This is a genomic window from Psychrobacter sp. JB193 (genome assembly GCF_002285555.1).
GTDB lineage: Bacteria > Pseudomonadota > Gammaproteobacteria > Pseudomonadales > Moraxellaceae > Psychrobacter > Psychrobacter alimentarius.
This window is the reverse complement of record NZ_NRGY01000002.1, coordinates 764,564-789,106: the sequence shown is the minus strand read 5'-3', so window position 1 is coordinate 789,106 and position 24,543 is coordinate 764,564. Positions and strand designations below refer to the sequence as shown.

At 43.7% G+C, this 24,543-nt stretch carries 43 protein-coding genes; 35 read left to right on the top strand and 8 right to left on the bottom strand.

The features are described 5' to 3' along the window. The first annotated feature begins 2 nt into the window (after positions 1-2). Both CIK80_RS11350 and CIK80_RS11345 read left to right on the top strand, forming a co-directional pair. Entirely contained in the window at positions 3-1,022 is a 1,020-nt protein-coding gene (locus CIK80_RS11350; RefSeq protein ID WP_257011758.1) for a contractile injection system protein, VgrG/Pvc8 family, read from the top strand. 122 nt (positions 1,023-1,144) lie between these two features. Continuing rightward, positions 1,145-1,342: a hypothetical protein gene (locus CIK80_RS11345; protein WP_095570084.1), complete on the top strand. Its 198-nt coding sequence runs from the start codon at positions 1,145-1,147 to the stop codon at positions 1,340-1,342. A 42-nt stretch (positions 1,343-1,384) separates the two neighbouring features. Here the strand turns inward: CIK80_RS11345 and CIK80_RS11340 are convergent, their stop codons facing one another. Together CIK80_RS11340 and CIK80_RS11335 are read right to left on the bottom strand one after the other, a co-directional pair. Further along, complete coding sequence (locus tag CIK80_RS11340) at positions 1,385-1,606, bottom strand: hypothetical protein (protein ID WP_095570083.1); 222 nt, start codon at positions 1,604-1,606, stop codon at positions 1,385-1,387. 164 nt (positions 1,607-1,770) lie between these two features. Then, complete coding sequence (locus tag CIK80_RS11335) at positions 1,771-2,040, bottom strand: hypothetical protein (RefSeq protein WP_095570082.1); 270 nt, start codon at positions 2,038-2,040, stop codon at positions 1,771-1,773. Positions 2,041-2,239: 199 nt separating this feature from the next. Between CIK80_RS11335 and CIK80_RS11330 the strand changes: the two genes are divergently transcribed. Both CIK80_RS11330 and CIK80_RS11325 read left to right on the top strand, forming a co-directional pair. Next, complete coding sequence (locus CIK80_RS11330; protein ID WP_095570081.1) at positions 2,240-2,410, top strand: type II toxin-antitoxin system HicA family toxin; 171 nt, start codon at positions 2,240-2,242, stop codon at positions 2,408-2,410. Positions 2,411-2,494: 84 nt separating this feature from the next. Beyond that, positions 2,495-2,908, top strand: coding sequence for a type II toxin-antitoxin system HicB family antitoxin (locus tag CIK80_RS11325; protein ID WP_095570080.1), 414 nt, complete (start codon positions 2,495-2,497; stop codon positions 2,906-2,908). A 52-nt stretch (positions 2,909-2,960) separates the two neighbouring features. Here the strand turns inward: CIK80_RS11325 and CIK80_RS15510 are convergent, their stop codons facing one another. From CIK80_RS15510 to CIK80_RS11315, 3 genes are all read right to left on the bottom strand, one after another. After that, positions 2,961-3,083 carry a hypothetical protein gene (locus tag CIK80_RS15510; RefSeq protein ID WP_257011757.1) on the bottom strand — a complete coding sequence of 41 codons (123 nt, stop codon included), beginning with the start codon at positions 3,081-3,083 and terminating at the stop codon, positions 2,961-2,963. Positions 3,084-3,097: 14 nt separating this feature from the next. Further along, positions 3,098-3,667 carry a hypothetical protein gene (locus tag CIK80_RS11320; RefSeq protein WP_143516793.1) on the bottom strand — a complete coding sequence of 190 codons (570 nt, stop codon included), beginning with the start codon at positions 3,665-3,667 and terminating at the stop codon, positions 3,098-3,100. A gap of 85 nt (positions 3,668-3,752) precedes the next feature. Further along, positions 3,753-4,094 (bottom strand): helix-turn-helix transcriptional regulator, encoded by a 342-nt coding sequence (locus tag CIK80_RS11315; RefSeq protein ID WP_095570078.1) that lies wholly within the window; start codon positions 4,092-4,094, stop codon positions 3,753-3,755. A 108-nt stretch (positions 4,095-4,202) separates the two neighbouring features. Between CIK80_RS11315 and CIK80_RS11310 the strand changes: the two genes are divergently transcribed. The 3 genes from CIK80_RS11310 to CIK80_RS11295 all read left to right on the top strand — a co-directional run bounded on the left by CIK80_RS11310 (position 4,203) and on the right by CIK80_RS11295 (position 5,491). Beyond that, positions 4,203-4,439, top strand: coding sequence for a hypothetical protein (locus CIK80_RS11310; protein WP_095570077.1), 237 nt, complete (start codon positions 4,203-4,205; stop codon positions 4,437-4,439). Between the two features lie 180 nt (positions 4,440-4,619). Continuing rightward, on the top strand, positions 4,620-4,949 hold the full coding sequence (locus CIK80_RS11300) for a hypothetical protein (RefSeq protein ID WP_095570075.1): 330 nt from the start codon (positions 4,620-4,622) through the stop codon (positions 4,947-4,949). Beyond that, positions 4,946-5,491: a hypothetical protein gene (locus CIK80_RS11295; protein ID WP_095570074.1), complete on the top strand. Its 546-nt coding sequence runs from the start codon at positions 4,946-4,948 to the stop codon at positions 5,489-5,491. The genes CIK80_RS11300 and CIK80_RS11295 overlap by 4 nt, the downstream gene beginning before the upstream one ends. A gap of 53 nt (positions 5,492-5,544) precedes the next feature. Here CIK80_RS11295 and CIK80_RS11290 read toward each other — a convergent pair whose 3' ends face one another. Then, positions 5,545-5,886, bottom strand: coding sequence for a helix-turn-helix transcriptional regulator (locus tag CIK80_RS11290; protein WP_095570073.1), 342 nt, complete (start codon positions 5,884-5,886; stop codon positions 5,545-5,547). Between the two features lie 119 nt (positions 5,887-6,005). Here CIK80_RS11290 and CIK80_RS11285 point away from each other — a divergent pair, with 119 nt between their 5' ends. The 10 genes from CIK80_RS11285 (at position 6,006) to CIK80_RS11230 (ending at position 12,884) form a co-directional block, all read left to right on the top strand. Continuing rightward, positions 6,006-6,206, top strand: a complete 201-nt coding sequence (locus CIK80_RS11285) for a hypothetical protein (protein ID WP_095570072.1) — start codon at positions 6,006-6,008, stop codon at positions 6,204-6,206. Then, the gene (locus CIK80_RS11280; RefSeq protein ID WP_095570071.1) at positions 6,196-6,450 is read left to right on the top strand and encodes a hypothetical protein; all 255 of its coding nucleotides are present in this window, start codon (positions 6,196-6,198) and stop codon (positions 6,448-6,450) included. The genes CIK80_RS11285 and CIK80_RS11280 overlap by 11 nt, the downstream gene beginning before the upstream one ends. Positions 6,451-6,471: 21 nt before the next feature. Next, positions 6,472-6,726, top strand: a complete 255-nt coding sequence (locus tag CIK80_RS11275) for a hypothetical protein (protein ID WP_095570070.1) — start codon at positions 6,472-6,474, stop codon at positions 6,724-6,726. A 253-nt stretch (positions 6,727-6,979) separates the two neighbouring features. Continuing rightward, positions 6,980-7,426, top strand: coding sequence for a hypothetical protein (locus tag CIK80_RS11265; RefSeq protein WP_095570068.1), 447 nt, complete (start codon positions 6,980-6,982; stop codon positions 7,424-7,426). A 302-nt stretch (positions 7,427-7,728) separates the two neighbouring features. After that, positions 7,729-10,395: a toprim domain-containing protein gene (locus tag CIK80_RS11255; protein WP_095570066.1), complete on the top strand. Its 2,667-nt coding sequence runs from the start codon at positions 7,729-7,731 to the stop codon at positions 10,393-10,395. Then, the gene (locus CIK80_RS11250) at positions 10,395-10,580 is read left to right on the top strand and encodes a hypothetical protein (protein ID WP_095570065.1); all 186 of its coding nucleotides are present in this window, start codon (positions 10,395-10,397) and stop codon (positions 10,578-10,580) included. The genes CIK80_RS11255 and CIK80_RS11250 overlap by 1 nt, the downstream gene beginning before the upstream one ends. Further along, entirely contained in the window at positions 10,580-10,858 is a 279-nt protein-coding gene (locus tag CIK80_RS11245; protein ID WP_095570064.1) for a hypothetical protein, read from the top strand. The genes CIK80_RS11250 and CIK80_RS11245 overlap by 1 nt, the downstream gene beginning before the upstream one ends. Positions 10,859-11,069: 211 nt before the next feature. Beyond that, the gene (locus CIK80_RS15250; protein WP_179288375.1) at positions 11,070-11,321 is read left to right on the top strand and encodes a hypothetical protein; all 252 of its coding nucleotides are present in this window, start codon (positions 11,070-11,072) and stop codon (positions 11,319-11,321) included. Beyond that, positions 11,321-11,518, top strand: a complete 198-nt coding sequence (locus CIK80_RS11235) for a TraR/DksA C4-type zinc finger protein (protein WP_095570062.1) — start codon at positions 11,321-11,323, stop codon at positions 11,516-11,518. Before CIK80_RS15250 ends, CIK80_RS11235 begins: the two co-directional genes overlap by 1 nt. Positions 11,519-11,714: 196 nt before the next feature. After that, entirely contained in the window at positions 11,715-12,884 is a 1,170-nt protein-coding gene (locus tag CIK80_RS11230; protein ID WP_095570061.1) for a DUF3596 domain-containing protein, read from the top strand. 424 nt (positions 12,885-13,308) lie between these two features. Here the strand turns inward: CIK80_RS11230 and CIK80_RS11225 are convergent, their stop codons facing one another. Next, positions 13,309-13,530 (bottom strand): hypothetical protein, encoded by a 222-nt coding sequence (locus CIK80_RS11225; RefSeq protein WP_095570060.1) that lies wholly within the window; start codon positions 13,528-13,530, stop codon positions 13,309-13,311. Between the two features lie 121 nt (positions 13,531-13,651). Further along, the gene (locus CIK80_RS11220) at positions 13,652-14,152 is read right to left on the bottom strand and encodes a helix-turn-helix transcriptional regulator (RefSeq protein ID WP_095570059.1); all 501 of its coding nucleotides are present in this window, start codon (positions 14,150-14,152) and stop codon (positions 13,652-13,654) included. A gap of 203 nt (positions 14,153-14,355) precedes the next feature. Here CIK80_RS11220 and CIK80_RS11215 point away from each other — a divergent pair, with 203 nt between their 5' ends. From CIK80_RS11215 to CIK80_RS11130, 18 genes are all read left to right on the top strand, one after another. Further along, the gene (locus tag CIK80_RS11215; protein ID WP_095570058.1) at positions 14,356-14,673 is read left to right on the top strand and encodes a helix-turn-helix domain-containing protein; all 318 of its coding nucleotides are present in this window, start codon (positions 14,356-14,358) and stop codon (positions 14,671-14,673) included. Then, positions 14,670-16,955 carry a Mu transposase C-terminal domain-containing protein gene (locus CIK80_RS11210; protein ID WP_095570057.1) on the top strand — a complete coding sequence of 762 codons (2,286 nt, stop codon included), beginning with the start codon at positions 14,670-14,672 and terminating at the stop codon, positions 16,953-16,955. Before CIK80_RS11215 ends, CIK80_RS11210 begins: the two co-directional genes overlap by 4 nt. 87 nt (positions 16,956-17,042) lie before the next feature. Continuing rightward, on the top strand, positions 17,043-17,804 hold the full coding sequence (locus tag CIK80_RS11205; protein WP_257011756.1) for an ATP-binding protein: 762 nt from the start codon (positions 17,043-17,045) through the stop codon (positions 17,802-17,804). A 12-nt stretch (positions 17,805-17,816) separates the two neighbouring features. Next, on the top strand, positions 17,817-18,539 hold the full coding sequence (locus tag CIK80_RS11200; protein WP_095570056.1) for a hypothetical protein: 723 nt from the start codon (positions 17,817-17,819) through the stop codon (positions 18,537-18,539). Continuing rightward, on the top strand, positions 18,532-18,780 hold the full coding sequence (locus CIK80_RS11195) for a hypothetical protein (RefSeq protein WP_095570055.1): 249 nt from the start codon (positions 18,532-18,534) through the stop codon (positions 18,778-18,780). The genes CIK80_RS11200 and CIK80_RS11195 overlap by 8 nt, the downstream gene beginning before the upstream one ends. Beyond that, complete coding sequence (locus CIK80_RS11190; RefSeq protein ID WP_095570054.1) at positions 18,768-19,187, top strand: hypothetical protein; 420 nt, start codon at positions 18,768-18,770, stop codon at positions 19,185-19,187. The genes CIK80_RS11195 and CIK80_RS11190 overlap by 13 nt, the downstream gene beginning before the upstream one ends. Next, positions 19,184-19,453 carry a hypothetical protein gene (locus CIK80_RS11185; RefSeq protein WP_095570053.1) on the top strand — a complete coding sequence of 90 codons (270 nt, stop codon included), beginning with the start codon at positions 19,184-19,186 and terminating at the stop codon, positions 19,451-19,453. The genes CIK80_RS11190 and CIK80_RS11185 overlap by 4 nt, the downstream gene beginning before the upstream one ends. 20 nt (positions 19,454-19,473) lie before the next feature. Then, complete coding sequence (locus CIK80_RS11180; RefSeq protein WP_095570052.1) at positions 19,474-19,761, top strand: hypothetical protein; 288 nt, start codon at positions 19,474-19,476, stop codon at positions 19,759-19,761. A gap of 32 nt (positions 19,762-19,793) precedes the next feature. Continuing rightward, positions 19,794-20,429 (top strand): DUF3164 family protein, encoded by a 636-nt coding sequence (locus CIK80_RS11175; RefSeq protein WP_095570051.1) that lies wholly within the window; start codon positions 19,794-19,796, stop codon positions 20,427-20,429. Positions 20,430-20,442: 13 nt separating this feature from the next. Continuing rightward, the gene (locus tag CIK80_RS11170; protein ID WP_095570050.1) at positions 20,443-20,811 is read left to right on the top strand and encodes a hypothetical protein; all 369 of its coding nucleotides are present in this window, start codon (positions 20,443-20,445) and stop codon (positions 20,809-20,811) included. After that, positions 20,808-21,296, top strand: coding sequence for a hypothetical protein (locus CIK80_RS11165; protein WP_095570049.1), 489 nt, complete (start codon positions 20,808-20,810; stop codon positions 21,294-21,296). The genes CIK80_RS11170 and CIK80_RS11165 overlap by 4 nt, the downstream gene beginning before the upstream one ends. Next, the gene (locus tag CIK80_RS11160) at positions 21,280-21,684 is read left to right on the top strand and encodes a hypothetical protein (protein ID WP_095570048.1); all 405 of its coding nucleotides are present in this window, start codon (positions 21,280-21,282) and stop codon (positions 21,682-21,684) included. The genes CIK80_RS11165 and CIK80_RS11160 overlap by 17 nt, the downstream gene beginning before the upstream one ends. 157 nt (positions 21,685-21,841) lie before the next feature. Beyond that, a complete protein-coding gene (locus CIK80_RS11155; RefSeq protein ID WP_179288374.1) occupies positions 21,842-22,282 on the top strand; it encodes a regulatory protein GemA in 441 nt (146 codons plus the stop codon). After that, positions 22,275-22,685 (top strand): Mor transcription activator family protein, encoded by a 411-nt coding sequence (locus tag CIK80_RS11150; protein ID WP_095570046.1) that lies wholly within the window; start codon positions 22,275-22,277, stop codon positions 22,683-22,685. The genes CIK80_RS11155 and CIK80_RS11150 overlap by 8 nt, the downstream gene beginning before the upstream one ends. Positions 22,686-22,869: 184 nt before the next feature. Continuing rightward, entirely contained in the window at positions 22,870-23,520 is a 651-nt protein-coding gene (locus CIK80_RS11145; protein ID WP_095570045.1) for a lysozyme, read from the top strand. Positions 23,521-23,625: 105 nt separating this feature from the next. Continuing rightward, positions 23,626-24,018, top strand: a complete 393-nt coding sequence (locus tag CIK80_RS11140) for a hypothetical protein (RefSeq protein WP_095570044.1) — start codon at positions 23,626-23,628, stop codon at positions 24,016-24,018. Further along, positions 24,011-24,214 (top strand): TraR/DksA C4-type zinc finger protein, encoded by a 204-nt coding sequence (locus tag CIK80_RS11135; protein ID WP_095570043.1) that lies wholly within the window; start codon positions 24,011-24,013, stop codon positions 24,212-24,214. The genes CIK80_RS11140 and CIK80_RS11135 overlap by 8 nt, the downstream gene beginning before the upstream one ends. After that, the gene (locus CIK80_RS11130; RefSeq protein ID WP_095570042.1) at positions 24,211-24,543 is read left to right on the top strand and encodes a hypothetical protein; all 333 of its coding nucleotides are present in this window, start codon (positions 24,211-24,213) and stop codon (positions 24,541-24,543) included. Before CIK80_RS11135 ends, CIK80_RS11130 begins: the two co-directional genes overlap by 4 nt.

Genomic DNA, 24,543 nt, shown 5'->3' with positions numbered 1-24,543 from the left:
CGATGTTACGCACTCCAGTACTGCAGCTGACCGCTGACAATAAACCGCTGAATGATAAGGTCATGGCACGGCTCATGACCGTCTCTGTCACTGACAACAAGAACCTTGACGCTGATGAGCTGATGATCACACTAGATGACCACGACGGCACGTTAGAGATGCCCAAACGAGGGGTGCGACTACAGTGCTGGATGGGTTTTGAAGACTCAGGCGTCCATGATATGGGCACTTACGTCGTAGATGGCTGCGAGTGGTCAGGTACGCCAGATACGCTAAGCATTACTGCCAAATCAGCTGACTTTAAATCCTCTTTGAAGTCTGGACATAGTCAGTCATATCATAATAAGACACTAGGCGACATTGCGGATACAGTCGCTAAGCGTCAGCAGCTAACACTATCAATCAAACCAGAGCTTGTCAGTATCGATGTTGGTCACGTTGACCAAACAGATGAATCGGACATTCACTTATTGACGCGCCTATGCCATCAATATGGAGCAGTGGTAAATATAAAGCATGGCAAGCTATTAATATTTACCGCCAATGCCAATGTCAGTGTCAGTGGCCACCCACTAGACATAACCGTAATTACTCGGCAGACAGGTGATCAGTTTCGCTATAGCGTTGAGGACAGACAGGGCGACTATACAGGTGTATCGGCTCGATATCAGGATAAAGGTCAAGCAACCAAAAAGACAGCGACAGCCGGCAATGTTGAAAAGCGTGGTGGCGGAGACGACCCCAATACCAAGACCAAAAGATTAAAAGGCGCTTATAAAAGTAAACAAGCAGCAGCTGCTGCAGCTGCTGCAGAAATGAAGCGTATAGAGGATGAGCAAGCAAGGTTTAGCATCAGCACGGCATACGCCTACCCTGCTGTCACGACTGAAAGCCCTATCCAGTTGCAAGGCTACAAGGCCGAGATCGATGCATTGAAGTGGACGGTAGACAAGGCAGAACATACTTATAGAAAATATGGTGGATTGACATCTCAACTTGATTTATTAGCATCATTAAATTAAGTTTATGATATAATAGCTTTGCTTGGGAGCGCCCCAAATAAGGCAAATGCACGAATAAGGCGGACACATATCGTGGTGTGTATTTCAGCCCCAAGCATCCTATAACTTTGATAGGTTCAACTATGTTCACTAGTATTCAAGACGATACTATCAATCTAAATGATGTTAGTCGTATTTCTAGAAAATCTAAGAGAATAGAGGTCTATTTTATCAGCAAGAAAGATCCAACAACCTACACCTTTGAGGATGAGGATCAGGCGATTAAAGTGGACTTAGTCATTCTTAAAGAATTAAAAAACAGTAATTTGTTGATAAGATAAAAAGCCCTGCTAAATAGCAGGGCTTTTTATTGTCTTTTAAAATCAGCAAAAATAATCAGAAATCCCAACAACCAAACGATGCTCCGTTAAAAACGTATTTTTAAATCTACCTTTAGGTCGATTAATATTTAGATGATATTCGCCTTTTGAATGTTCAATAATCACAAGGTGTTGGCGGTGCATAAAATGTATTTTGTTGCCATGCTGTTCTAAGGTAGTTAGATTATAACCAAGTGTAGTCAGGCGTTTAATTAGTTTTTTCATCGTGGTGTCCTTTAGTTTTGGCTGCCATTTCAGGGGCGTGCCGTTGTTTGATGTATCTAGTATCGCTCGATTGTCAGAGCGTAGCCAGTGTATATAGTGTCCCCTTCGACACTGTATACATAAAAAAAGCCCTGCTAAATAGCAGGGCTTTTTTGTCGTTGGGCTTAAGATTTGCGATATAGGTCGTTGATATCGATCTCGCCGATGGCGATGCTCATTAAGTCATCGGTATCCAATTCGCTAAGGATAATAGCAGCTGCTCGTCTATCTAGCTCTTCTTTAGCTGCAGCTCTCCAATCGAACTCACAATCGGCAAGCATCTCTAACTCCCAATGGCGACGGCCTTTAACATCTTTAACAACATCAATAATATTATCATAACCGCCGTCTGCTACTAGCTCGTCGTTTTGGGCTTTTACTGTTAAGTTTGTCATCGTGGTGTCCTTTAGTTTTGGCTGCCATTTCAGGGGCGTGCCGTTGTTTGATGTGTCTAGTATCGCTCGACAACATGAGTGTAGCAACTATATATAGTGTCCAGTCCGACACCATATATATGAAATAATATAAACAAAAATGTTTACTTTATAAACATTTTTGTTTATAATGGATTCATCAACAACAAAAGGAGGTAACTTGAAAAGAAATGACTTAATTAAACAACTTGAAGCTCTAGGCGCTATTTTCAAAGAGGGTGGTAAACATACTAAAGTTTATTTAAACGGAAAACAAAGTACGATACCACGCCACAGAGAAATCAAAGAAAATACGGCAAAAGCAATAAGGAAGCAGTTAGAGGTTGAATAAAATAGTTGGGGGTTCGCCCCCAGCTATTCTAACCAAGTCAGACTCTTTAAGTTATCAAAAAACCAAGAGACAGAGAGAACTATTATGAAATATCCAGCCGCATTTATTCGGGAAGATGATGGCTATACAGTATCGTTTAGAGATATACCTGAAGCGATTAGCCAAGGCGATACTTACGATGAAGCCGTTGAGATGGCAGAAGATGCCTTATTAACAGCAATGGACTTTTACTTCGAAGACAACCGTTCTGTACCAGCGCCTACGCCTGCACAAGATGGCGAGGTCTTAATTGGCTTACCACTTAGCGCATCTGCTAAGGTGCTGCTGCTGAACGCCTTACTCGAGCAGCATGTATCTCAGACAGAGCTAGCAAAGAGAATGGGTATACGTCCGCAGCAAGTGACTCGTATTGTTAACTTGGAGCATACAACCAAGATCGATACATTAGAGCAAGCGTTTAAGGCACTAGGGAAAAGTCTAGATTTTACAGTCGCGTAATACCAAACAAAAAAAGCCCTGCTAGATAGCAGGGCTTTTTTACATTCAGCATCTAATCCCAGTCTTCAGGCTCACGATATACGCCCCAGCCATACGGCAAAGTTACAACTGGCTTTGCATTTTTAAAAAAGTGCTCGATCCAAAGCACCATCCATCTATCAGGTTTATCATTCATAACACACACCAAAATTATAAGGACATAAATACTTCTTCATACTCTTTTGCTTGATCTGGAGTAAGTTCATATTCAAGTCGAAGTAAAGCTAGGTTGTTTACATACATATATTGTTTAGCAGCAGGCATCATTTCATAGACTTGTTCGATGTACTGTTTACGAGATTGTAAGTCTTTATCGTTATCAAATACTTCTATGATGCCACCCAATGGAAGGTCAGGCTCATCCGTTTCAATCTCAGGCATTGGCTCCAGTTGCTTTACGCGACTATCCTCAAACTGAGCACTTCCAATATACTCTCCTGGTCTTCCTAACTTATTATTAGGATCTGTATCTGCGGTCTGGATAAGCACCTCACCGATAGGAAGCCCTGCCGATTTAAAAGCAGCAATCACGTCATCAGGAGTGATTGCAGTATCAACTTTAGAACTAACATTAACAGATCCATCATCGTTAACTTTATATTCATCTGGCGCAAGACCAGCATCAGCAGCCGCTTCATCAATATCAATATCGACTGGTTTAGGGTCACTACATCCACTGATAGCGCAGACAATCATTAGTACGGCAAATCTTTTAAGCATGATCCAGTTCTCAAATGAAAAACATTAGTCTACCAATCACCAGCGCCAATTAACACAATAAAAGTGAATTAAATCGACCCAGCTTCTACTCCATCGCCTCGTAAGTTTTGATCAGTCTCACCAGCTCAGCACGCCGCTTGCTATTACGATAAAGCTCTAACAACTGCATCTCGTCATCAGTCAAATCGCTAGCAGACTCATCTAGACGCTTTCCAGTAATTACGTATGCCATATCATATCCTAGCTCAGATAACTCTTTAGCTATGCCGAGATCAGGTAACCGTTTGGCATTCTCATACCTAGATATTGTAGCAAGGGCGATATTTAGTTTGTCTCTTATATCTATCTGCTCTAGACCAAGCCGTTCGCGCTCTAACGCTAAACGTTTGGAGATTTGAGGCTTAATATCTTCTTTTAATATGACCATATGGTTATTTAACTCGTTTACATGACAATTTGGTTATGTAATAATGCAATTGTTAGCTAGTTAGACAGTTAGCACTTTATCACAAAACGTAATTATGGAGTATTCACGATGTCACTAGTACCATTTGCCACACGCTTACCTGAAGCTAAGTGCAAATATATCCGATATAAAGCTATGCACACAGGCAAAGATATACAAGATTTTATGAATGAAATGATTGAATTTTATCAGTCACATGACACTGAGTTTATGAAACTATTTGCCACCCTATCACCGTCTACTGATAGTGCAGGCAGTACAAAAGAAAGTAACGATAACGACCAGGAGAGTCAAAATGAAAAGTAATGCCAACACCACCCAGATTATCAACACTTATTTGCGTGGGCAACAACTACTAAATCGTCATTTGCAAATATGTCAGGCAATAAAAAAGGCAGACCGCGCTCGCCAAAGTCAACGGTCTACCTTCCAAGTAATTATCTCAAACAAATCACTTATACCGACCAACTACGGGAGTCAATCAGTATGAATAAGTATAGCACAGCCAATAACAACAAATGTAGTGACGCTAAAAAGTTACCGATCAAGCGTTACAGAATAGCTGGCCGTCGTCGAGTGGTTATATATAACAAGGACTTAGCAGCTATTAGTAACTTATCAGAATCAAAAATTAACACCTTGCACAAAGAGTCACAATTAAGAAAGGTGCAGGATTGGGCGTTTAATCCCGACAAAAGTGATTTCGCACTGAGTCTTTCATCTGCACAGGCCATCATGGTCATGGCAGATACTGACAGAGCTTGGGACATTCACCACCGAATAAGTGACTTTATACAACAAGGATTTAAACAATGACTTTACAAAAAGAACTAGGCATTAATAAAGACAAAACCATTGCAGACGAGCTATACCGCATTCATTGCTACAGCAAAACATTAGCGACACTTTGTAGCACTGGTGGTTCAGACAATGCGATTGATCCTGAGCAGTTACAGCAGATATTTGAAGATATTGCAGACGTAACAGATGTAGGGGCAGCAGCATTAAGTAATATTCAAGAGGCTACATTGGAGACTGAGGCGACCCCAGATCCATTCTCGACACCATTTATTAAAAGTCACGATATGATGGGTGAGACGGAACGTATATATGTACCAGAGTATGTGAATATTAATGGTCTGACACCTACCGAGATACTCAGTCAAGGCGTTATACTTCCAGAAAAATACAAAAACCATAAGGTTGCAGATTTCAAGTTATGGCTTCACACTAAAGATACGTTCAAAGAAGTTTATTTTTTGGTACCTACATTCGAACCACGCTCAAAAAATGAAAGCGAGAACGACTACTATAAGCGTGTAGGCATCAAGATCATACGTGATTGTATTCAAGAATAATCGTACTAACCGCTAAAAAAAAGACCGTCAGTAATGGCGGTCTTTTTTTATATCTACTCAGCGGCGATATATGCCTTTGCCATTTTCATAAGTTGCGTAGGCTCATCTGCTTGGCGATAAAGCTCAAGCCAAGCATGCTCATCCTCAGTCAAGTCGCTAGCAGACTCCCCTAACCGATTACCAGTCAGCACATAGTGCATGTCATAACCAAGCGCAGCAAAAGCATGAGCTTGTATTAGATCAAGCGTCCGCTTGCCCTGCTCATAGCGCGACAATGACGTAGCACCAAGTCCCAGCGCAGTATAAACATCTTTTTGCTTGAAGTTAAGGCGCTGACGCTCAGTAGTCATACGGTCGCCGATTTGAATCATTAACTCACTAGTTAAATTATCCATTTGGATTACCTTTCACATTGACTTATCCATTTGGGTAAGTCATAATAAATATTGTTGCTAGATAGCTAGCAATTTAACACAAACATGCAGTGACTTTAATAACTATCGGAGACACCACGATGTCTAGATCAACTTTGAATGTGCGAATTCCTGAAGATAAGCACCAATACCTCCGCCTAAAATCCACCCATTCTGGCAAGCAGTTACAAGAGATTGTCATTGAATGTATCGACCTGTATCAAGAGAAAGACGAGGACTACGTATCTAAGTTCAAACCGCTAATTGACTCTAAAAATGAGGAGAGCACTCATGGCGCATAAGAACTGGGACAACGTCCGCGATCATCGTTTGTATGGCTATATGAATCAGAAAGAACTTGACCAGTTTCTAGAAGCAATGCGACTACGAGACTTGGGGCAGCCAGCTACAGCAGTACGCGAGTTCTTAACTGAAATATCAGAACAAATCATTATCACTCACCGTCAAAAGCAGTTTAAACAACAGCAGGTAGTCATACCAACGGTGAAATATCAATTCCCCAGCGGTAAATTTACCGTTAACTAAAACCTGAAAGGAGACGCCACGATGTCATCTTGTAACTGCATTGCAGAAAAACCAAAACAAATCGTCGAAGGACTGAACGCCACTAAAGAATATAACGGCTCAGTGAAGTCAGCACGACTTAAAGATGCTCAATTGGTTATAACTCAGAACATGGGGCTAACCAGCAAACTAAGCACACCGCTTGAGATTGAAATAATCGGTAGAAAGACACCTAAGAAAATGCCGCTTTTCTTCAACTACTGCCCTTTTTGTGGCCAAGAATATAAGACGGCTTAAATAACCAAATGGAGACTCTATGGCAAGTTCAGCATCGGCATATATACGTTGCCCCCACTGTAACGAACGAATGAGGACACACGGGCATGTCGTATTTAGTCCTTTAACCAAACAGCTGACAGCAGCTTGCCATAATCCAGATTGTCTATTTTCCGCAAAAGTTAGTATTGAAATATCACAACAAATACAACCCAGTCTGCAGCCAAAACCTGAAATTACGGCTGCACTGACTAGATAAATAAGGAATACCACGATGCAAGAATTCACGATAACACCTGAAATGAGAGCAAGCATTCAAAGCGATTTGCTTAACATGGCTCCCAATAACTTTAGTTCACACAATCTACAGAAATGGTTGGCTGAACAGACGGCAATTGAAGAGCACAGAGCAAACGCTCGTCAAAAAATGATAGCAGCCCTACCCAAAGTCGTAGCATTGGCTCAAACATATTCAGGCGGTGGTTTTACTGCAGCTACATTGCTGCTCAATATCTATAACCGTCATGAGTGGCATTTTGATCTAGTAAGTATGCGAAACCTTGACGTTGAGAATTGGCGTGCTTGCATGGACGTTCTTTGTTATCAGACCTTCAGTAGCCCAGACAAAGACGTTCATCATTACATAGAGGACGGCAACAAGATCATGCAGCAACTTTGGAGCCGTTATAAAGACACTACGAATTTCATAGGACGTAAATAAGGAGTTTCTCGTGGCCAATCTATTCAAGGAATCAATGCAGAGGATAGAGATAAAACTGACTTCTGGTACACGTATCAGACTGGTACCTAGTCTTGGCCAGAGAGACACCATGGTTTTGGCATACTCCTCCGATGAAATTGATATCGCTTTTTATGTCCCAGCGAACACTGGGAATTATGACGTCCTAAGCAATCACATAAGTTTAGGGCGTTACTCTCAAGCGTTACAGCATGCAGCAGACATAGGTGCTATCAGAGCATAGCTCGTCTCAATACATAACTACTCAACACTTAGGTAATACCATGACACGAATTAATGACAAAGTCGTAGACCGCCTGATATCGGACTACGGATTCAAAGTAAGCGGCGACTGGCTACGTGAAGGTCGCTGCCCAGACTGTAGTAAAAAATCTCTATTCACTCACTCAACCACGCCCCGAGTCGTCAAATGTGGCAGGCTCAATAAATGCGGTATGGAAGTCCACGTAAAGGATCTCTTTACCGACCTCTTTACAGATTGGTCAGCCACCTACAAGCAGACTGACATTAGCCCAAACGCTGCAGCAGACGCTTATCTAGCTGAAGGACGCGGTCTTAGCATCAACTCTGTTAAAGGCAGTTATAGCCAAGAGCAATATACCAACCGTGAGCTGGGTATATCATCTGCGACCGTTCGTTTTCAGCTACCCAACGGTGGCTGGTGGGAGCGCATTATTGATAAGGCTGACCGTTTCCCGCGCAAAGCCAATCTAAAATACGGATACGACCTGAAGGGTTACTGGTGGTGGCATCCAGCAAACACTCAACTACCAACTGAGTTATGGATAACCGAAGGTATCTTTGACGCGATGGCATTGAACGAGCATGGCCTTGATACCGTCAGCTCTATTAGTTGCAGCAACTTTCCAGAGCACAGCCTCTACGAACTCAAAAGCCAATACAACAAAGAAAAGCGCACACTGCCTACACTGGTTTGGGCATATGATCCTGACAAAGCCGGCAAAGACTACACCAAAAAATATGTAAAGCTAGCTGAAAGTATGGGGTTCGATTGTGTCGCAGCACAACCGCCTTATGAAAAACACCGTCAGCTAGATTGGAATGACCTGCACGAAATGAGTCGCCTCACACCTGAGCATATTGAGCACTATCGATATTTAGGTGACTTACTGACAGCAACGTCAGCAACTGCAGCTGCTGTCATCATGTATATGCACACCAAGCGCACCAGCTTTTATTTTGAATATAACTACCGCACGTGGTGGTTTGAATTAGATACTAAAGCCCTATCGACCTGCATTGGTGTAGATAAACACCAAGTCGGCGCTTATATGGAATCTGTTAGTGATTCAACCGACGTTGATGAGCAAATGCCAGAGTTCGTAAAATCCTGCAGTACTGTCACCGAGCTATGTAATGCCAAGCTCGAAGCCCTTTATTTTCAGCGCAACGAGATCACAGATGAGTCCTGGTACTTCATGCGTGTGGCCACGGCTAAAGGTGCTGTTACGACGACCATCACTGGCGACCAATTATCTAGCCCCTCTAAATTCAAACCTCGTTTACTGTCGGTTTATGCTGGCGTATTTTGGACAGGCGCAGCCGGTCAGCTAGACATCATCATGCGTCATCAGACCGAAGCGCTCAAAGAAGTTAAAACAACTGACTTTATCGGTTACAGCAAAGAGTTCGGTGCGTATATCTTTAACGACATTGCTGTGCATAAGGGCAAATCCGTGTCGATCAATGAGCAAGACTATTTCAAACTTGGTCGCTTAGAGGTCAAGTCATTAGCAAACTCACCAATGATGCAGCTCAATACCAAAGACAAGCCAAACTTTGACTGGTGGCCAAAATTCAACAAAGTACGTGGCGACTACGGCACTGTCGTTATGGCGTGGTGGCTGGGCACTTATTTTGCCGAACAGATACGTGGCATCGACCGCAGCTTTCCATTTTTCGAATTGGTAGGTCAAGCCGGGGCTGGTAAGTCACGCTTGCTCGAATTTTTGTGGCGCCTCAGTGGACGCGAAGACTACGAAGGCTTTGATCCATCAAAAGCCACGTCCGTTGCTATTTATCGTGAGTTTGCTCAAGTATCCAATATGCCTATCGCTCTAATTGAAGGCGACCGTAACGACGAGGACGGTAAAAAGTCTTACTCAAAATTCGAGTGGGATCAGTTAAAAGATGCTTTCAACGGTCGCTCAATCCGTAGTCGCGGTGTCAAAAATAACGGCAACGACACTTACTCTCCGCCATTTCGTGCAGCCATCATGATTAGTCAGAACGAACCCATCCAAGCATCTGAAGCCATGCTCACGCGCTTACTGCATATTCGACTGACTCGTGAAGGTCAAACGCTAGAAGGCAAATACATTGTCGACGAGCTCGACCGCATACCGCTCGAAGTCACCAGTCAATTTATGGTCAAGGCCATTCGTAATGAAGAGGCTATCTTGCAGACGTACAAAGAGAAAGTGCGAACTTACGAAGCTTTTTATCATGCAGCTGGTATCACTCATACTCGTATCGCACTAAATCATGCTCAAGTAGCGGCGATGGTGGATTGTCTTCATTTGCACGTATTAGACGGCATCATGACAGATGAACAAGCCAAGACTGCCAAAAGCACGCTTATCAAAATGTCAGAACAGCGCGTGGCCAGACTGTCCAACGACCATCCACTCGTCGAGCAATTCTGGGAAATTTACGAGTATCTGGACTCATTGGCAGATTGCAACATGAATCACTATGCAGCTGACAAAAAGAAAATAGCAATCAACCTACCGGCCTTTTATAAAATTGCTCAGTCAGAAGGTCAGCGCCTACCTGAACAGACCGAGATGAAGCGCTTACTCAAATCAAGTCGCAAGCATAAATTTGTAGACTCAAATGTACCGGTATCAAGCGCTGTTTATAAATCAAAGACCGTGAAGTGCTGGGTATTTGAACAAGGAGCAGATTAATGAATATGAATGAGTATAGCTTCAGCAGCATGGACGGCGTTTGTGACGAGTGTGGCTGTGAGCTTTGGTTTGGACAAAGCGAAGCACCTCACGCGGATCTCTGCGACCACTGCTACGACATGGAAATTATCAACGGTGAATGCTCGATACCAAAGGATCACCCAATGTACAAGGATGCCGACTAATGGACTTAAATAAATTAATGCAATTGGCAATGGAACACCATCATCAGGAACAATCAAAAAAACTGCAATATAACGCATGCTTTGAATTATTAGCCAATATATTTATTCGAACTATTCCACCTACGCAACGGATTGACCAACTAAACATCTCAATGCAAAACGTAATTGATAATGCTGGTTACCTCAATAGCGAAGATGAAGAAGGGTTTTGTGAGTTGATGGGTCTGGCAAAGAATATGGTTATCGAAATGGCAGATAAGATGGAGGAAGGTCGATGAGTAACTTACCAGTAAGTGCTGTACTACATAGACTACGCAAGATAAAAATGCAGCTTTATAAAGCTGAATATGACTCAGTAGAATCTGAACTTGACGACTTCATAAAATCGATAACTAAGAGCGATTATATCTGTGAGTGTTGTGGATGTGACTTAGATAAAGAGGATTATTTCATGAACGGCAAACATTGTGAGTTTTGTAATCAAGAGGTATGCCAGTGAACCTAGTCCGCGCCCTATTCCCCTATAACCGTGACAGTCCTCTGCATTGGATCACTTTCGACACCGATTCAGGACAAATGATCGACTGCTCAATGCACCCAACGCACAAACAGCGAGAGCTTTACCAAAACAAGCGTTACAGCATTAACAAAGACAAAATCGAAATGCGCTGCGAGACCGAAGTCTACAAGGAGCGCAAATTTGAAACCTTAACCGAAATCAAGATAGGACCATCAATATAATGGCAGACGATATAGACAGAGCAAACGATATCGCTCAAGAATCAATAGATAGAATCATTACCAACGCACCCAAATTCAACGAGCCATCGTATCCAGAGTGCATAGATTGCGGTGAAGACATACCCTACCAACGGCAGCAAGTCGGAGGTGTCAAACGCTGCATTGACTGCCAAAACGTTCAGGAAGGAAGAAGGTAGCAGTTTTAACCTTAAAATCACCTTCTCAAGGTAATAATTAATCTAAGTAAAATCAGAAACATAAAAAGAGATAATGAAGGTCTTACCTTTATTACCTCTTTTTTTACTACCGTAGTATTACCGCTATTTTACTACTCACATTACAACAGCAGCTACGTTATAAACCTACTTTTGACCTGAAATCAAAGGATACAGAATGTCTGCAGGTATCGAACCTTTAAAAACCAGCATTAGAATTTGGTGGCGCGACGCAAGCGGAGAACGTGACCGCGAAACCTTATATGACACACCGCCCACTGACGCCAACCTAAAAAAAGCCAACGCCATCGCGCAATCAATAGAAACACAAATAGAAATGGGCACGTTTGACCGTGACCAAACCTTCCCTCATTCGCCCAAGCGCAAAGCGAGTTATTTTAGTCACTATCTAAATCAGTGGAAAACAACAGAGGAATCATTGGTCGCTCCTACGTCATGGGACACATATCTAAGCAAAGTTAACAACCACATCAGCGAATACTGGTCACAAAAGCAAATGGCAAAAATTAAAGTAGAAGACGTTGAGGACTGGGTATATAAAGATTTGATAAAACGCAAAAAACTAGGCTCAAAAACGATTAAAGAAATTTTAGGATTATGGCGAAAAATATACAGCTATTGGGCGCGGCACCAGCCCACAGCCAATGATCCCTCACAGTACATCAAACTTAATTTTAATGACCCGGACGAAATCTACCCTTTTAACCGGGATGAAATAAGTTTAATTATAAAAAATGAGCCGGACCAGGCGCGTAAAAATCTATGGACTGTCATGATATGGTCAGGTTTATCATCACATGAGCTGCTCGCATTAGCCGTGTCAGACTTAGACTTGGACAATGGCCACGCTTATGTGATGCGCGGTGTCGTAAAAGGAGTTTACCGGGTAACAAAAAACCGTCGTCGCAAACGCCAAGTTGAGCTGTTGCCCATTGTCATTGATGCGCTACGTAGTCAGATTGATTTAATAAAAGACACTGCCCTGCAGACAGTCATGATAACCGAGCGAGATCATCGCACAGAACGGCCACACACGCTGCAATTTCTGTGGCACAACCCAAACACTGGTACACATCATACTTACGAGCAGCTGCGCCACCAGTGGGCAGATTATTTAGAGCGCATCGATGTAGACTATCGACCGCTCAATAATGGCCGGCACACTTATGCCAGTCAGGTACTATCAACTGGCGTTGTTACTGCAGAGTGGTTGGCAAAACAACTTGGCCACAGCAATACAGATATGATCCATAAGCACTATGGTAAATTTATACCGCAAGATTCTGGCCACATCATCAAGATACTAAACCACGCATTACAGATATAGCCCATTCCAGCCCACGCACGAAGTACCAGGCTTTTTAGCGCAACAACGCTGGAAAGCCTTTATTTATGCGCCCTCACAAAGCATTCATGACGATTTAGCAAAAATAACCAGCCCACAGCCCAGTGTGAGTTAGTACTTTATATTGCACTAGATAAGTAGCGGGACTAGATGGGATGAGTTGGGTTGAAGTGGGATAGAAGTCATTAGTTATGGGGGATTCAGTCAAAGCTGGCTAGGATTTATCAGATGATCTGAATTGAGAGCGTTTATAAGTTATTCTGCACTAGATAGGCAGTGCAAATTGAAATTAAGAAATGTTTGTAAGTTATTCTGCACTAAGCCGAGCGCTACGACAACATAGTATAGACTCAGTCTATTAGGATTATTTTGTATCTATACTATATTGCGTTAGTGTTCTAACTGGTTAGCTATTCAAAAAGCCTATGGCAAGGTCTAGCAGTTCAGCGGCGTTGGCAGTATTGCAGTTTATACTCACAGTTTTACCAGTCGCATCGGTCAATGTAACGCTGGTCGATGGGTTGGGATGGACATGGCGGTTAAGTAATGCTGCTATGTCCTTTTTTTGTGCCTGTAAATCCCTTGTATTACCCTGCTGGCTTGGCTTTGGGAATGCTAAAGTCGTCATGTCTTCCTGCTCCTGCTAGTTAATGGCAGGGCTATCTTACTCGCTAGAGTAGCTATCGACAATAGTAATTTAAAATCCACGCGTCAATCTATGACGCGCTATTAAACCGCAACGAATTTGACTATATAGCCAGTTTGAGCATTGTAGTGATGCTTGTACCAGCGTCTGGGTTTTTACATAGCATGTCATAGATGTTGACCACTAGCTCAGCCTTTTTGTCAGACTGCATTTGCTTGTTATGCTCTCTCAAGTAATCATCTACTATTGTCAGTGCTTCTACCATGACCGCCATATCAATATTGGCAGCGTCTGCTGTTTCTTTAATCTGCTCTATCCCCTTCTTTGTATTTACCTGCTGCTCTGCGGTACTGTATGGCTCACCAATCCCTTTATGTAACCAGTCGACGTTCACACCTGTGGCGTCGGCTATTTTTTTGGCTGTACCTTTATGAATACTGGTACTGCCCTTTGTCCAAATGCTGTGGAAAGTAGATTTGCTTATATCAACACGGCTAGCAAATGAAAATGGATACTGTTTTTCATCTTCAGTCATTAACTGGTAAAGCCGTTTTTTGAGTGGCGTATCCAGTTCCATATTATTTTCGGTCAATTCGGAACTCATGCCAGACTCTCCTATTTAGTGCCATATTTATAAGTGTTTGATATTAATAGCGAAAATAAATTATTTTAAAAATAGTTCTATTTATTCATTATGAACTATTTACATAGAACTATTTATGAACTATTATGTTTACAAGTTGATTTATCGAACTCTAAACCGAACCTAATAAAAATAAACCAGCTAAGCTGATTGGGGTTATTACTATGTTGAGCTATGAGCATTACCCGATTTTTGAACAGTGGAAGCGCCTACCCGATGGCAGCTGGCACGCTGAAGACATTAAGTCCGCTATCCGTAAGCGTGGCGTGACTTTAGCTGAGCTATGCGAGCAGATGGGCGTAGACAATCGCGCCGCTAGTAAAGCATTGGCTGAGCCGTTTACTAAAGGTGAATTGGCTATTGCTCAATACCTTAATGTGCCTGTACAGCTGCTATTCCCTACCCGTTGGACGGCAGACAAAAAGCGCGTTAGACCACGGTATGCCGCTAAATATACCACGATGGCGGAGCTATTGTCATGAAAAATCAGTTCGCAATGACAGAAATTATGAACTACGAACTCTCTGGCTTGCCAAAATCGCGGCGAGGCATGGATAAATATGCAGACAAAAATGGCTGGCAGTACGTAGAAGTTCCTAGCACTGGTCGTGGCGGTGTACGTCGTGAGTATGTTTTACCTGAGGCCTTATTTGAAGAGGTGAAACTACAAGCGTTGGCAACACTCGCTGACGATACGGACATTAGCGATGTGGCTCAAACCTCATCTACTGAACTGGCGACCACTAATAATAACGTCGTTGCTAGCGCGGCAGTGCTTGCCGAATGGCAGCGTAATTGTGCTATTGCCCGTATCGCTGTGGTGCGCTATGTACTAAAAGCCGCTGAGCTGACGGGTAAAACCAAAGCCATAGAAGCGTTTGCAAAAGCCAGTAAAGAGAAGCGTTTAGACGATACGCTCATCGGTACTATTAAACGCGCCAATGCCAAAAGCGGCGGTAAAGATGGGCGCGGTAATGTCAGTCGTCGTACCTTGTTTGATTGGGTAAAAGCGTTTGAGACTAGCGAGGCGGATACCAATGCCAGCGCTGTCGCATTACTAGCGCCGAAAGCCCGCACCACTGAAATACCACCGTGGGCTGGGATACTGCTAAAACTGTGGAGCGACCCTGCTAAGCCTGAGCTTGCCGAAGTCATGCGCCGTATTGAAACGGCTTACGCTGATAGTAATGTCGAGATGCCAAGCTACCATCAGGCACGATACTTTTTAGAAACACATATCGGCAATGTCGAGCGTGAGCGCGGGCGTATGGGTAGTCGTGAGATTAAGAATATCAAACCGTTTGTGCGCCGTGACGCCAGTGTTTTATTGCCTACCGATGTGTATACCGCTGATGGTCATACGTTCGATGCTGAGGTAGCACATCCTGACACTGGCAAGCCGTTTCGTCCTGAGATCACCACTGTATTGGATGTACATACTCGTATGGTGGTGGGTTATAGCATTGACTTAGCAGAGTCTGGCCTTGCCGTACTGGACGCGATATCCAGCGCAGCAAGTGATTACGGTATACCCGCCATATTCTATGTGGACAACGGATCAGGCTATAAAAATACGATGATGAAAGATGAGTCAACGGGTCTTATGACACGAATGGGTGTCGAGGTAAAACACTCTATCGCCTATAACTCACAAGCGCGCGGGACTATCGAGCGTGTGCATCAAACAATATGGATACGCTTAGCTAAAAAGCTACCTACTTATATAGGGGCAGACATGGATAGCCAAGCTAAGCAGTCTGTGTTTAAGAAAACACGCAAAGATATTAAGACGTTTGGTGAGTCAAAAGCACTGATCGGCTGGAATGAGTTTTTGCAAATCGCAAGTGATGCAGTCATGGCCTATAACAATGAGCCACACACTGGTCTACCGCGCCGCTATAACCAAACCACAGGGCGGCGCGAGCATTTAACCCCGCAAAAAATGTGGGATGAGCAAGTTGACGCTATGACCAAAGCTGGCACTGGATTGGTTGTCGTATCAGATGCTGAACGCGACGACTTGTATCGACCTTACCTACAGCGCAAATGTCTGCGCGGTGAGATCAATTTGTTTAGTAATAAGTATTTCTCACACGATCTTGAGCAATATCACGGCGAGACCATGCTGGTCGGTTATGACATCCATGACGGCTCTAAGGTCTGGGTACGTGACCTCACCCATCGACTGATCTGTATCGCTGAGTTTGAGGCGAATAAGAAAGGCTACTTTGCTCAATCTGCGCTGGGTGATGCGAGAGAAAAACGTGCTCAAGGTCAAGTGAAACGGGCGAAAGTGCATGTTGATGCGGCACTTGAAAACATGAGACCGCACCGCGTATTAGAGCATGTACAGGATCAGATGATGCCAAGTGCTGATATTGAGCGGGCGCAAAACTTACTCAATGAGCGGTTGGCTAAAGATGCAGTCACAGTGGAGAGTCAAGCGACTGATATGACTGCTATGCAAGCCACGTTTGACAAGCTAAATAGCATAAATAATGAAAGTAAAGAAAAAACTTTCGTATCGCCGCAAGCGGTAGTCATACCACAGCCTAAAAGCAATACGGATATGACACAAGATGAGAAGTTTGAGCGATGGTTGGGTCTATATGAGCAAGTCAAAGCTGGCAATGAGCTGGACGCTGGTGACCAAGATTTTTATGAGCTGTACCCAGAGTCGAAAATATTTGGAATAAAAATGAAGGCGTATCAAGCCGCTCATGAGGAGCAGCACGGTACTAAAGTGTTTTTTAAGTGGGGTTAGCTGTTTAGGTAACCCTAAAAAGGTGGCGGTAGTCACTGCAATGACTACCGCCTGATCAAGTACGCATACTCAATCGGAGATTAAATCATGCGTGAAGTAATGAACAATGTCAATACGCCTACGGCGGTGGGAGTGGCGCAAGTCACGAACGTGGCGGTGTGCTTTGAAGCAATAGAGCGCATACAAAGCCGTCATCCAAGCTTGCCGGGAATCGGTGTGTTTTACGGTCGAAGTGGCGACGGTAAATCCTCTGCTGCCAGCTATATCGCTAACAGACTCAATGCCTATTACGTGCAAGCGACTAGTATTGCGACGAAAAAAAGCTTTTTAGAGTCGGTACTACGTGAGATGACCATCCCAGCTTACAAAACGGCTGCTGAGATGCTCGGTCAAATCGCGGAGGAGCTGGCAAAAAGTGGCCGCCCGTTAATCGTTGATGAAGCAGATCATCTGGTAAAAGGGAACAAAATCGAGATGATACGGGATATCTACGAGTCATCACAAGGGACGATACTGATCATTGGCGAGGAGATGCTACCCAAAAAACTTGAACGCTGGGAGCGCTTCCACGGTCGGGTACATAGCTGGGTGCCCGCGCAGCCCGCGACGGCGAATGATGCAGCACTACTGGCAAAAGTCTATGCACCAAAAATCACTATTGATGATCAAGTACTTAAGCAGCTAGTCGGTGCAGTACGTGGCTCAACACGCCGTACTTGCACAAACATTGAGATGCTGGGACAGCGCGCACTGGAATGCGGTATGCGCTCTGTGACGATGGATGATCTCGAGCAGCTACTACCTAATGGCTTTATCACTGGTCAATCACCTAAACCACGCTCATTTTAAAAGGAATATCTTATGTGTTGTCGTTGTCAAAATTCACTCGAAAGTAACTGTAAAAACGGTATGGCTATCCATTCAAACCCTCTACTCTCTGCCTCAAACCCGCATACTATCGTGCGTAACGATTATGAAAAGTTGTGGGACATGCTACGCGCAACAGCGGATGGTGTGACCATCCGCGATGTGGCACGTACGATCCCTAGTATCAATTATGATAAAGCTAAGGCATGGCTTGGCGCGTTAAACAGCGCAGGCTATGTCTCACGTGAGCAAATTGATCTCACGCGCAATCTACCAACCTACCGCTATCAGCTAATACGTGATATCGGTCAAAAGCCACCACGTATTGACAGTAAAGGCGCACCAAAGCCGCCTTCTGTCAATGAGGCCATCTGGCGCACCATCCGCATACTCAGAACATTTAACGCTAATCAAATCATTGCTAGTGGTTCAACACCTGAGCTAGTGCTCAATATCGCCAGTGTGCGCCAGTATTTACGTCATCTGCATAGCGCAGGGTATTTACAAGTACGCCAAGCTGGACAAGCCAAGCAACTGGCTATTTATCAGCTCATACATAATACGGGACCAAAAGCCCCTGAAGTACAACGTGGCAAAAAAATCTATGACGGTAATTTGGGGTTGGTCGTATACGACCCCGCCAAGCCATTACCGCCCTCACATGAAGCCGAAAAAAATAACTCTAAACAAGCTAAAAAGGGAGCGAGTCATGTCTAATCAATCACTGTTTGATGAAGTCAAAGCTAATGCCGTCGCAGCAGACAAAAGCGCTGCTCACTATCTGACGCAAGCACGCCAACGTGCGGCACTCACTCGTCTGCCAAGTTTTGAGCAGGCAACCGTCGAAGATATGGAGCGTCTGCGTAAAGAGGTTTGGAAACTGTATCGCCTTATATCATTGATGGTGGTAATCCTACTCGCTATCGCAGTACTAGGAGGCGTGCTATGTCTATTATAGAGACTACAACCATTGATACAGCTGCTGATGCTGACACTCAAAACCCGCAAGACTGGAAACACTATCCAGTGACGGCTGCTAACTGGATCGATGCCTGTCACGAGGAAAAAGAAAAGCTCGGTATTTCTTACGCCAAAATTGCACGACGTATTGGATACGCGCGCCCTAGCCTGAGCCTTGCGCTCTCTGGTAACTATACGGGTAATACAAAGACTATTGCTGATGCGTATGTCACGTACCGCAAGCAGGTCGCGTGTCCTTATGCCGCTGAGACAGTTAGCCGCCAGTACTGCCACGATCATGCCCTTGCCGATGCCCCGACTCATAACCCTGCGGCTCTGCGCCACTGGCGCGCTTGTCAAGGCTGCGCGTATAAGCCTGATAGTGAGAAAGGAGGACAGTCGTGAAGTCAGCTAATACTGAGGCAATCGCAAAAGAGCTACGCGAAATAGATTTGAGTGCTGATAGCTCAGATGATGTGCCACTTGATGACACCCTGAAACAGCAATATCAGAAAAATATGCTCGAGCGCTATCCAGACTTTGAAGCGCAAACGGTGTCTGATATCACTGAGCTAAAACACGAAGTCAGACGTCTCTCTGATATGAATAAGGTGATGGTGTGGCTGGTGTTAGGTCTGATAGTGATGCTAACAATTACTCAAACAAACTGATTAAAAAAGGACAAGTAATCATGTCAAAAAATAAAAATAGTAAGACTTTAGGCGCTGTCATGGGTGGTCGCAGCGCAGACCAAATATCGCCAGACGAGGCCATGATCTTTGCGCTAGCGTCAAACATGATGGCAATTGCGCTTGCTGATATACCCGATGCCAAAGAGCGTGTCATGCGCGCTCGGCATCAGCTACTACTTAGACAATCAGACATCACCATAGGTAAGAGACGACAAATAGAAGGTGTGGAAAGCTATGTACTTAATGCTATTAAGCACATGCAATCAAATACGCCGACTATTCACTAAATATAAGACAAATAATCAAAAGGAATCTAATCATGAGTAATCAAACCCAAACCATTACCGCTTGTACCGTACCTGAAGGCTATGTCCAAAACGCGAAAGGGCATCTAATCCCCATCGACAAAGTTAAACCCGTCGACAATTTGCGTGATGAAGTCGTTAAAGGAATGATCGCTATCGCTATTGAGCAGCGTGATTCTATGCGCCTTGCTAAAAACAAACTGTTTGATAGTTTTAATGATTTTGTCTCATTGTCTGCTCAAGAGTACAAGGTGACGCTGGGTGGTAAAAAGGGTAATACGACACTGATGAGCTATGACGGCAAATATAAAGTACAAGTCGCCGTCTCTGAAAATATTGTGTTTGATGAGCGTCTACAAGTAGCCAAAAAGCTGATTGATGAATGTCTCACAGATTGGACACAAGATAGCAACGCCAACATCAAAGCGCTGATCAATCAAGCGTTTCAGGTCGATAAAGAAGGTAAGGTTTCGACTGGCCGCGTGCTTGCTCTGCGTAGTCTAGATATCAACGATGCGAAATGGGATCGTGCGATGGATGCCATCAGTGACGCTATCCAAGTGACGGACACCAAAGAGTATATTCGCTTTTATGAGCGTGATGAAAAAGGCGCTTATCATCAAATCTCGCTTGATTTTAGTAACGTCTAGGAGCGCAAAGATTATGGGTAAGTTAAATAAAGAGCAGATTAAGACGTTGAGTGATAAGAAGTTTGTATTAGGTTGTCTCAAGCTTAAATGCGATGGCTACATCATCACTTTGCGAGACGGAATATACAAACGGAAAATCAGGACAGAACTGTCGGTTAATGGATGGCTTAAGGGGGAATGGCTTATTGAGCCAGACTCACACCCTGAAAGTAAGTTTTATATGCCTTTCGTTCGGTATATCAAAAAAAGTCCACGTAGTAAGAAGAAAGAGAAAGTCGATCTAGGTATGCGTAGACCTGACTTTGCTAGTATCGGTCAAGCCCTACGGTATCTAAATAAAGTCTGCGATAGCGTAGAAGTGATTGAGGGGGACGACCAATGAGTAAGCAACAGCAAAACTGCGAATCCGTATGTCCTCAGTGTAATCGTGAAGTTAAGTTTATCGCGATACATGAGTTACAGCCTTGGCAAGACTGCTTTTTGGGTAGTTATATCTGTAAATGTGGTAGCACTTTATTGATGGATTATGAAGTTGCTACCCAGACGGTTGTTGCTAGAACTGACGAAGAATGGCGACTGCATCATAAGAAAGAAACGGATGTAGACGGTAAATTTAAAAGCATCAAGATAGGCGCGCTCAGTAAAGAATCGGCTATACGTATGGCGAACCGCCTTAATGAGCGGCATTTTAAAGGCCAGTATGCTAACTGCCACGGCACCGAAGTTATGAAAGGCCAATATGTCACTACGCTATTTGTCGAAGATAACCAAGAAGTAAAAGACGCTCATGTATCAGCAGTACGCGCATGGAAAAAGTTGCTAAATAAGCGAGAATTGGAGGAATCATCTGATGAGTTATCAAGCTAAGAGTCATATGTTAGTTGGCTTCCCCTATGAAGATCGCAGCTTTATAGAAAGAGCTGTTGAATGGCGTAAAGACGGTGATAATAGCTTTAAAGAAGAGTATGAAAAACAGGTGCGGGTTACTGATCTTATGCCTAAATATCAAGCAGATTTAGAAAAACTAAATCAACAAGCTTTAGAAGTGTTTTATGAATATTTGGAAGACAGAAACATCGTTAAAATCAAAGAGCATCGTGGGTTTGATTATATTGGCTTTTCTATTACAACTACGGTCAGCACCGACGATAACTCATTAACTCAATTCTGTAAAACTGTTAAAGAAAGATCAGAAGAGCTATATGAATTATTAGGTAAGAAAGGCGTGTTGTTATCCGCACATGACTATTCATAAACAAAGAGACGTCCAATAAACACAAAAAACCCGTTACTTGTTAGCGGGTTTTTTGTTTAGAACTAATGTTTAAAATAATTTTGGCTCATAACTCTAAACACTCCCTTTTGGATATAATGACAAATATCCAATAAATCATGTGTTTATGAGGTCTGCGATGGCGTACTCTCCCCAGAAAAAGAAGATGATGCAGCTCGTGCATATCGGCAAAAATAAGCTGGGGCTGGATGACGGCACATATCGCGAGATGCTGTATCAAGTGACAGGTAAAAGCTCAAGCAAAGACTGCACAGCAGCGGCGCTACGTAAAGTCGTCGATCACATGGAACAGCACGGCTTTAGGGTGACACCCGCCAAAAAACATCAGGCCAAAAAGCCAGACGCAGCGGCTGCTAAAAAAGCATTGGTAGATAAAATTGAAGCGCTACTGACTGTTGGCAAAAAGCCGTGGGAATATGCTGAGTCAATGGCAAAACATATGTACAAAGTTGATGCGCTAACATTTTGTACACCCCGTCAGCTGCGCGGTATTGTAACGGCTTTGACCAAGCACAATCAGAAAATGGCTAGGCTTACGGAGGTGCAAGCTGATGCCTGATCGCTACAATACCAAAACTTATCGGCAGCTTGAAATGCTAATCGGTCATGATGCAGCGGAGAAAGTCGTCGATGCTTATCGTGGGCAAGAATTATATGTACCACCACCTGAAAAAATAAATGATGATCATAAACTGGTGAAACTACTTGGCATTGATGTAGCACTGCGTATGTGCTACTACTTTCAGGGCAGCCCGCTTACGCTACCCATGCAGCAAAAAAAGATACTGGCAAAACGCAACAGTGAAATAATCAGTAAATATACAGCGGGTACTGGTAAAGGCACGCTGGCTACTGAATACGGACTGCATGTGCGTACTGTACGCAAGATCATTAAAAATCATGATAACGAGCTAGCAAAGCAAGCCTATGCCCGACTGCAATTATGCTTGTTTGATTGCTAATATCTAATCAAATAGCCCCTACTCTTGCCGTTAGATACTTCTGTGTCTAACGGCTTTTTTGTGTCTGTAGCTTGAAGATTCAGTAATCATCGGAACTGTGACCCGTATTTATAGGTCTGTGGCTTTGAGATGATAGCGGTATTACACAACTTTACTATCCTATTATCTAACTGCCGAGCTGACTATGACTCAAACCGTATTAACTGAAAAGGAATTTTTTGATTGGATGCGCTCACAACAAGCCGATAAGCGGTTGACGCAAATTATGGTCAATGGCGCAAATGAGCTACTGGCGCTAACTGATCCAGCTGAATTAAAAGCTATTTTGGCTAAAGTGAATGGTTGGTCTAATGGCGAAGAAATGAGCCTGTCTGATGATGGTATGGCGCTGCTCAATGAATTTGAGGGATTCCGTACTCATCCTTACCTTGATACTGCCAAAAAACCGACCATCGGTTATGGCTCAACATATTATCCTGATGGTCGCGCAGTAAGTATGAATGATAAGCCTGTTACGCGTAGCGAGGCTGCACGCATCAAACAGACAGTACTCAACCAAGACTTTAGCCCTGCCGTCAATATGATGTTTGCTGATGAGATTGAGCGCGGTGAGCTGACGCAAAATATGTTTGATGCGTTGATATCACTAGTCTACAACATCGGCATTATGGGTCTGAAAGGCTCTAGCGTCTATCGCAACATCAAAGCAGGTAAATATGCCGCCGCCGCTGATAGCTTCTTACCGTTTAATAAAGTCCGCAAAAATGGTGTGCTTGAATACGAGCCTGGTCTAGCAACTCGCCGCGAAAAAGAGCGTGCGTTGTTTTTGGCATAAGTGGGTATTTATGGATTGTTTTAAAAAGCTAAAGAACGCACTGGCAGTCATTAGATGGCTAGTGCAGCTGCTCATACGCTTAGCCAAATACAATAAGGACAGGTCATGACAGACAACTATGAGCCACAAAATACAGAGCATTTTGGTTTTGATAAAGCCAGTGGCTCTGATGAAAGTTACATTCGCCAGCTGACCGTTGATGAGTTGCCAAAGCACAGCCATGATTCTGGTGAAAGCACAGTGTATACCGATGAAGCAGGCTTTTTACCCGCTCAATACGGGCAAGTGAAGGCTGAGCCTAAGCATTGGTATCAGTCAAAAACTATTTGGTTTAACTTGATCGTCACTGCTGCGACCCTTGCTAGCTCTGCTACACCAGCGCTTGAACAACATATGAGTGCAGAGGTCTATGGCGTAATTGCTTCAGGTGTCTCCTTTATTAATGCCATCTTGCGCCTAGTCACGGGCAAGCCGATTAAAGGCGGTGGCAATGGGTGACATTATTGATGATGCCAACAAAATCGCTGCTGTGCATCTAAACGCCGCTTTATCACATATCAAAACTCCAGCTGCTAACGATATTACGGATTGTATCGACTGTGATGATCCTATTGGTGTAGCGCGTAAAGCCGCTGCACCGCACGCCATACGTTGTGCTGAGTGTCAAGGCTACCATGATAAGGATTCACGATGATATTAGAGCTAGATACCTATCAAGCGATTGGGATTGCTTTGACCATTGCAGGCTCAATTTTGGGCGCAGGAAAGGCACTTTTTGCCCGTTTTGATGCGTCATTGCGCGAGCGTGATGATGGCCTTAAGCATGATTTAAATCAATTATCTAATCAGATGGCTAATGAGTCCAATGCTATCCGCAAGCTTGACCGTGAAATGCTAGAACTAAAAGCAGAACTACCACGCGAATATGTCGCTAAGGCTGATTTTATCCGCTCTTTTACAGTAGTGGAAGGCAAGATTGACGCCGTCTATAACTTGATTATCCAGCAAAAAAATAAGGAATGA

Coding starts and splice junctions, on each gene's coding strand:
- CIK80_RS11350 (WP_257011758.1), top strand. CDS start 3: ATGTTACGCACTCCAGTACTGCAGCTGACCGCTGACAATAAACCGCTG.
- CIK80_RS11345 (WP_095570084.1), top strand. CDS start 1,145: ATGTTCACTAGTATTCAAGACGATACTATCAATCTAAATGATGTTAGT.
- CIK80_RS11340 (WP_095570083.1), bottom strand. CDS start 1,606: ATGAAAAAACTAATTAAACGCCTGACTACACTTGGTTATAATCTAACT.
- CIK80_RS11335 (WP_095570082.1), bottom strand. CDS start 2,040: ATGACAAACTTAACAGTAAAAGCCCAAAACGACGAGCTAGTAGCAGAC.
- CIK80_RS11325 (WP_095570080.1), top strand. CDS start 2,495: ATGAAATATCCAGCCGCATTTATTCGGGAAGATGATGGCTATACAGTA.
- CIK80_RS15510 (WP_257011757.1), bottom strand. CDS start 3,083: ATGAATGATAAACCTGATAGATGGATGGTGCTTTGGATCGAGCACTTT.
- CIK80_RS11320 (WP_143516793.1), bottom strand. CDS start 3,667: ATGCTTAAAAGATTTGCCGTACTAATGATTGTCTGCGCTATCAGTGGA.
- CIK80_RS11315 (WP_095570078.1), bottom strand. CDS start 4,094: ATGGTCATATTAAAAGAAGATATTAAGCCTCAAATCTCCAAACGTTTA.
- CIK80_RS11310 (WP_095570077.1), top strand. CDS start 4,203: ATGTCACTAGTACCATTTGCCACACGCTTACCTGAAGCTAAGTGCAAA.
- CIK80_RS11300 (WP_095570075.1), top strand. CDS start 4,620: ATGAATAAGTATAGCACAGCCAATAACAACAAATGTAGTGACGCTAAA.
- CIK80_RS11295 (WP_095570074.1), top strand. CDS start 4,946: ATGACTTTACAAAAAGAACTAGGCATTAATAAAGACAAAACCATTGCA.
- CIK80_RS11290 (WP_095570073.1), bottom strand. CDS start 5,886: ATGGATAATTTAACTAGTGAGTTAATGATTCAAATCGGCGACCGTATG.
- CIK80_RS11285 (WP_095570072.1), top strand. CDS start 6,006: ATGTCTAGATCAACTTTGAATGTGCGAATTCCTGAAGATAAGCACCAA.
- CIK80_RS11280 (WP_095570071.1), top strand. CDS start 6,196: ATGGCGCATAAGAACTGGGACAACGTCCGCGATCATCGTTTGTATGGC.
- CIK80_RS11275 (WP_095570070.1), top strand. CDS start 6,472: ATGTCATCTTGTAACTGCATTGCAGAAAAACCAAAACAAATCGTCGAA.
- CIK80_RS11265 (WP_095570068.1), top strand. CDS start 6,980: ATGCAAGAATTCACGATAACACCTGAAATGAGAGCAAGCATTCAAAGC.
- CIK80_RS11255 (WP_095570066.1), top strand. CDS start 7,729: ATGACACGAATTAATGACAAAGTCGTAGACCGCCTGATATCGGACTAC.
- CIK80_RS11250 (WP_095570065.1), top strand. CDS start 10,395: ATGAATATGAATGAGTATAGCTTCAGCAGCATGGACGGCGTTTGTGAC.
- CIK80_RS11245 (WP_095570064.1), top strand. CDS start 10,580: ATGGACTTAAATAAATTAATGCAATTGGCAATGGAACACCATCATCAG.
- CIK80_RS15250 (WP_179288375.1), top strand. CDS start 11,070: ATGCCAGTGAACCTAGTCCGCGCCCTATTCCCCTATAACCGTGACAGT.
- CIK80_RS11235 (WP_095570062.1), top strand. CDS start 11,321: ATGGCAGACGATATAGACAGAGCAAACGATATCGCTCAAGAATCAATA.
- CIK80_RS11230 (WP_095570061.1), top strand. CDS start 11,715: ATGTCTGCAGGTATCGAACCTTTAAAAACCAGCATTAGAATTTGGTGG.
- CIK80_RS11225 (WP_095570060.1), bottom strand. CDS start 13,530: ATGACGACTTTAGCATTCCCAAAGCCAAGCCAGCAGGGTAATACAAGG.
- CIK80_RS11220 (WP_095570059.1), bottom strand. CDS start 14,152: ATGAGTTCCGAATTGACCGAAAATAATATGGAACTGGATACGCCACTC.
- CIK80_RS11215 (WP_095570058.1), top strand. CDS start 14,356: ATGTTGAGCTATGAGCATTACCCGATTTTTGAACAGTGGAAGCGCCTA.
- CIK80_RS11210 (WP_095570057.1), top strand. CDS start 14,670: ATGAAAAATCAGTTCGCAATGACAGAAATTATGAACTACGAACTCTCT.
- CIK80_RS11205 (WP_257011756.1), top strand. CDS start 17,043: ATGCGTGAAGTAATGAACAATGTCAATACGCCTACGGCGGTGGGAGTG.
- CIK80_RS11200 (WP_095570056.1), top strand. CDS start 17,817: ATGTGTTGTCGTTGTCAAAATTCACTCGAAAGTAACTGTAAAAACGGT.
- CIK80_RS11195 (WP_095570055.1), top strand. CDS start 18,532: ATGTCTAATCAATCACTGTTTGATGAAGTCAAAGCTAATGCCGTCGCA.
- CIK80_RS11190 (WP_095570054.1), top strand. CDS start 18,768: ATGTCTATTATAGAGACTACAACCATTGATACAGCTGCTGATGCTGAC.
- CIK80_RS11180 (WP_095570052.1), top strand. CDS start 19,474: ATGTCAAAAAATAAAAATAGTAAGACTTTAGGCGCTGTCATGGGTGGT.
- CIK80_RS11175 (WP_095570051.1), top strand. CDS start 19,794: ATGAGTAATCAAACCCAAACCATTACCGCTTGTACCGTACCTGAAGGC.
- CIK80_RS11170 (WP_095570050.1), top strand. CDS start 20,443: ATGGGTAAGTTAAATAAAGAGCAGATTAAGACGTTGAGTGATAAGAAG.
- CIK80_RS11165 (WP_095570049.1), top strand. CDS start 20,808: ATGAGTAAGCAACAGCAAAACTGCGAATCCGTATGTCCTCAGTGTAAT.
- CIK80_RS11160 (WP_095570048.1), top strand. CDS start 21,280: ATGAGTTATCAAGCTAAGAGTCATATGTTAGTTGGCTTCCCCTATGAA.
- CIK80_RS11155 (WP_179288374.1), top strand. CDS start 21,842: ATGGCGTACTCTCCCCAGAAAAAGAAGATGATGCAGCTCGTGCATATC.
- CIK80_RS11150 (WP_095570046.1), top strand. CDS start 22,275: ATGCCTGATCGCTACAATACCAAAACTTATCGGCAGCTTGAAATGCTA.
- CIK80_RS11145 (WP_095570045.1), top strand. CDS start 22,870: ATGACTCAAACCGTATTAACTGAAAAGGAATTTTTTGATTGGATGCGC.
- CIK80_RS11140 (WP_095570044.1), top strand. CDS start 23,626: ATGACAGACAACTATGAGCCACAAAATACAGAGCATTTTGGTTTTGAT.
- CIK80_RS11135 (WP_095570043.1), top strand. CDS start 24,011: ATGGGTGACATTATTGATGATGCCAACAAAATCGCTGCTGTGCATCTA.
- CIK80_RS11130 (WP_095570042.1), top strand. CDS start 24,211: ATGATATTAGAGCTAGATACCTATCAAGCGATTGGGATTGCTTTGACC.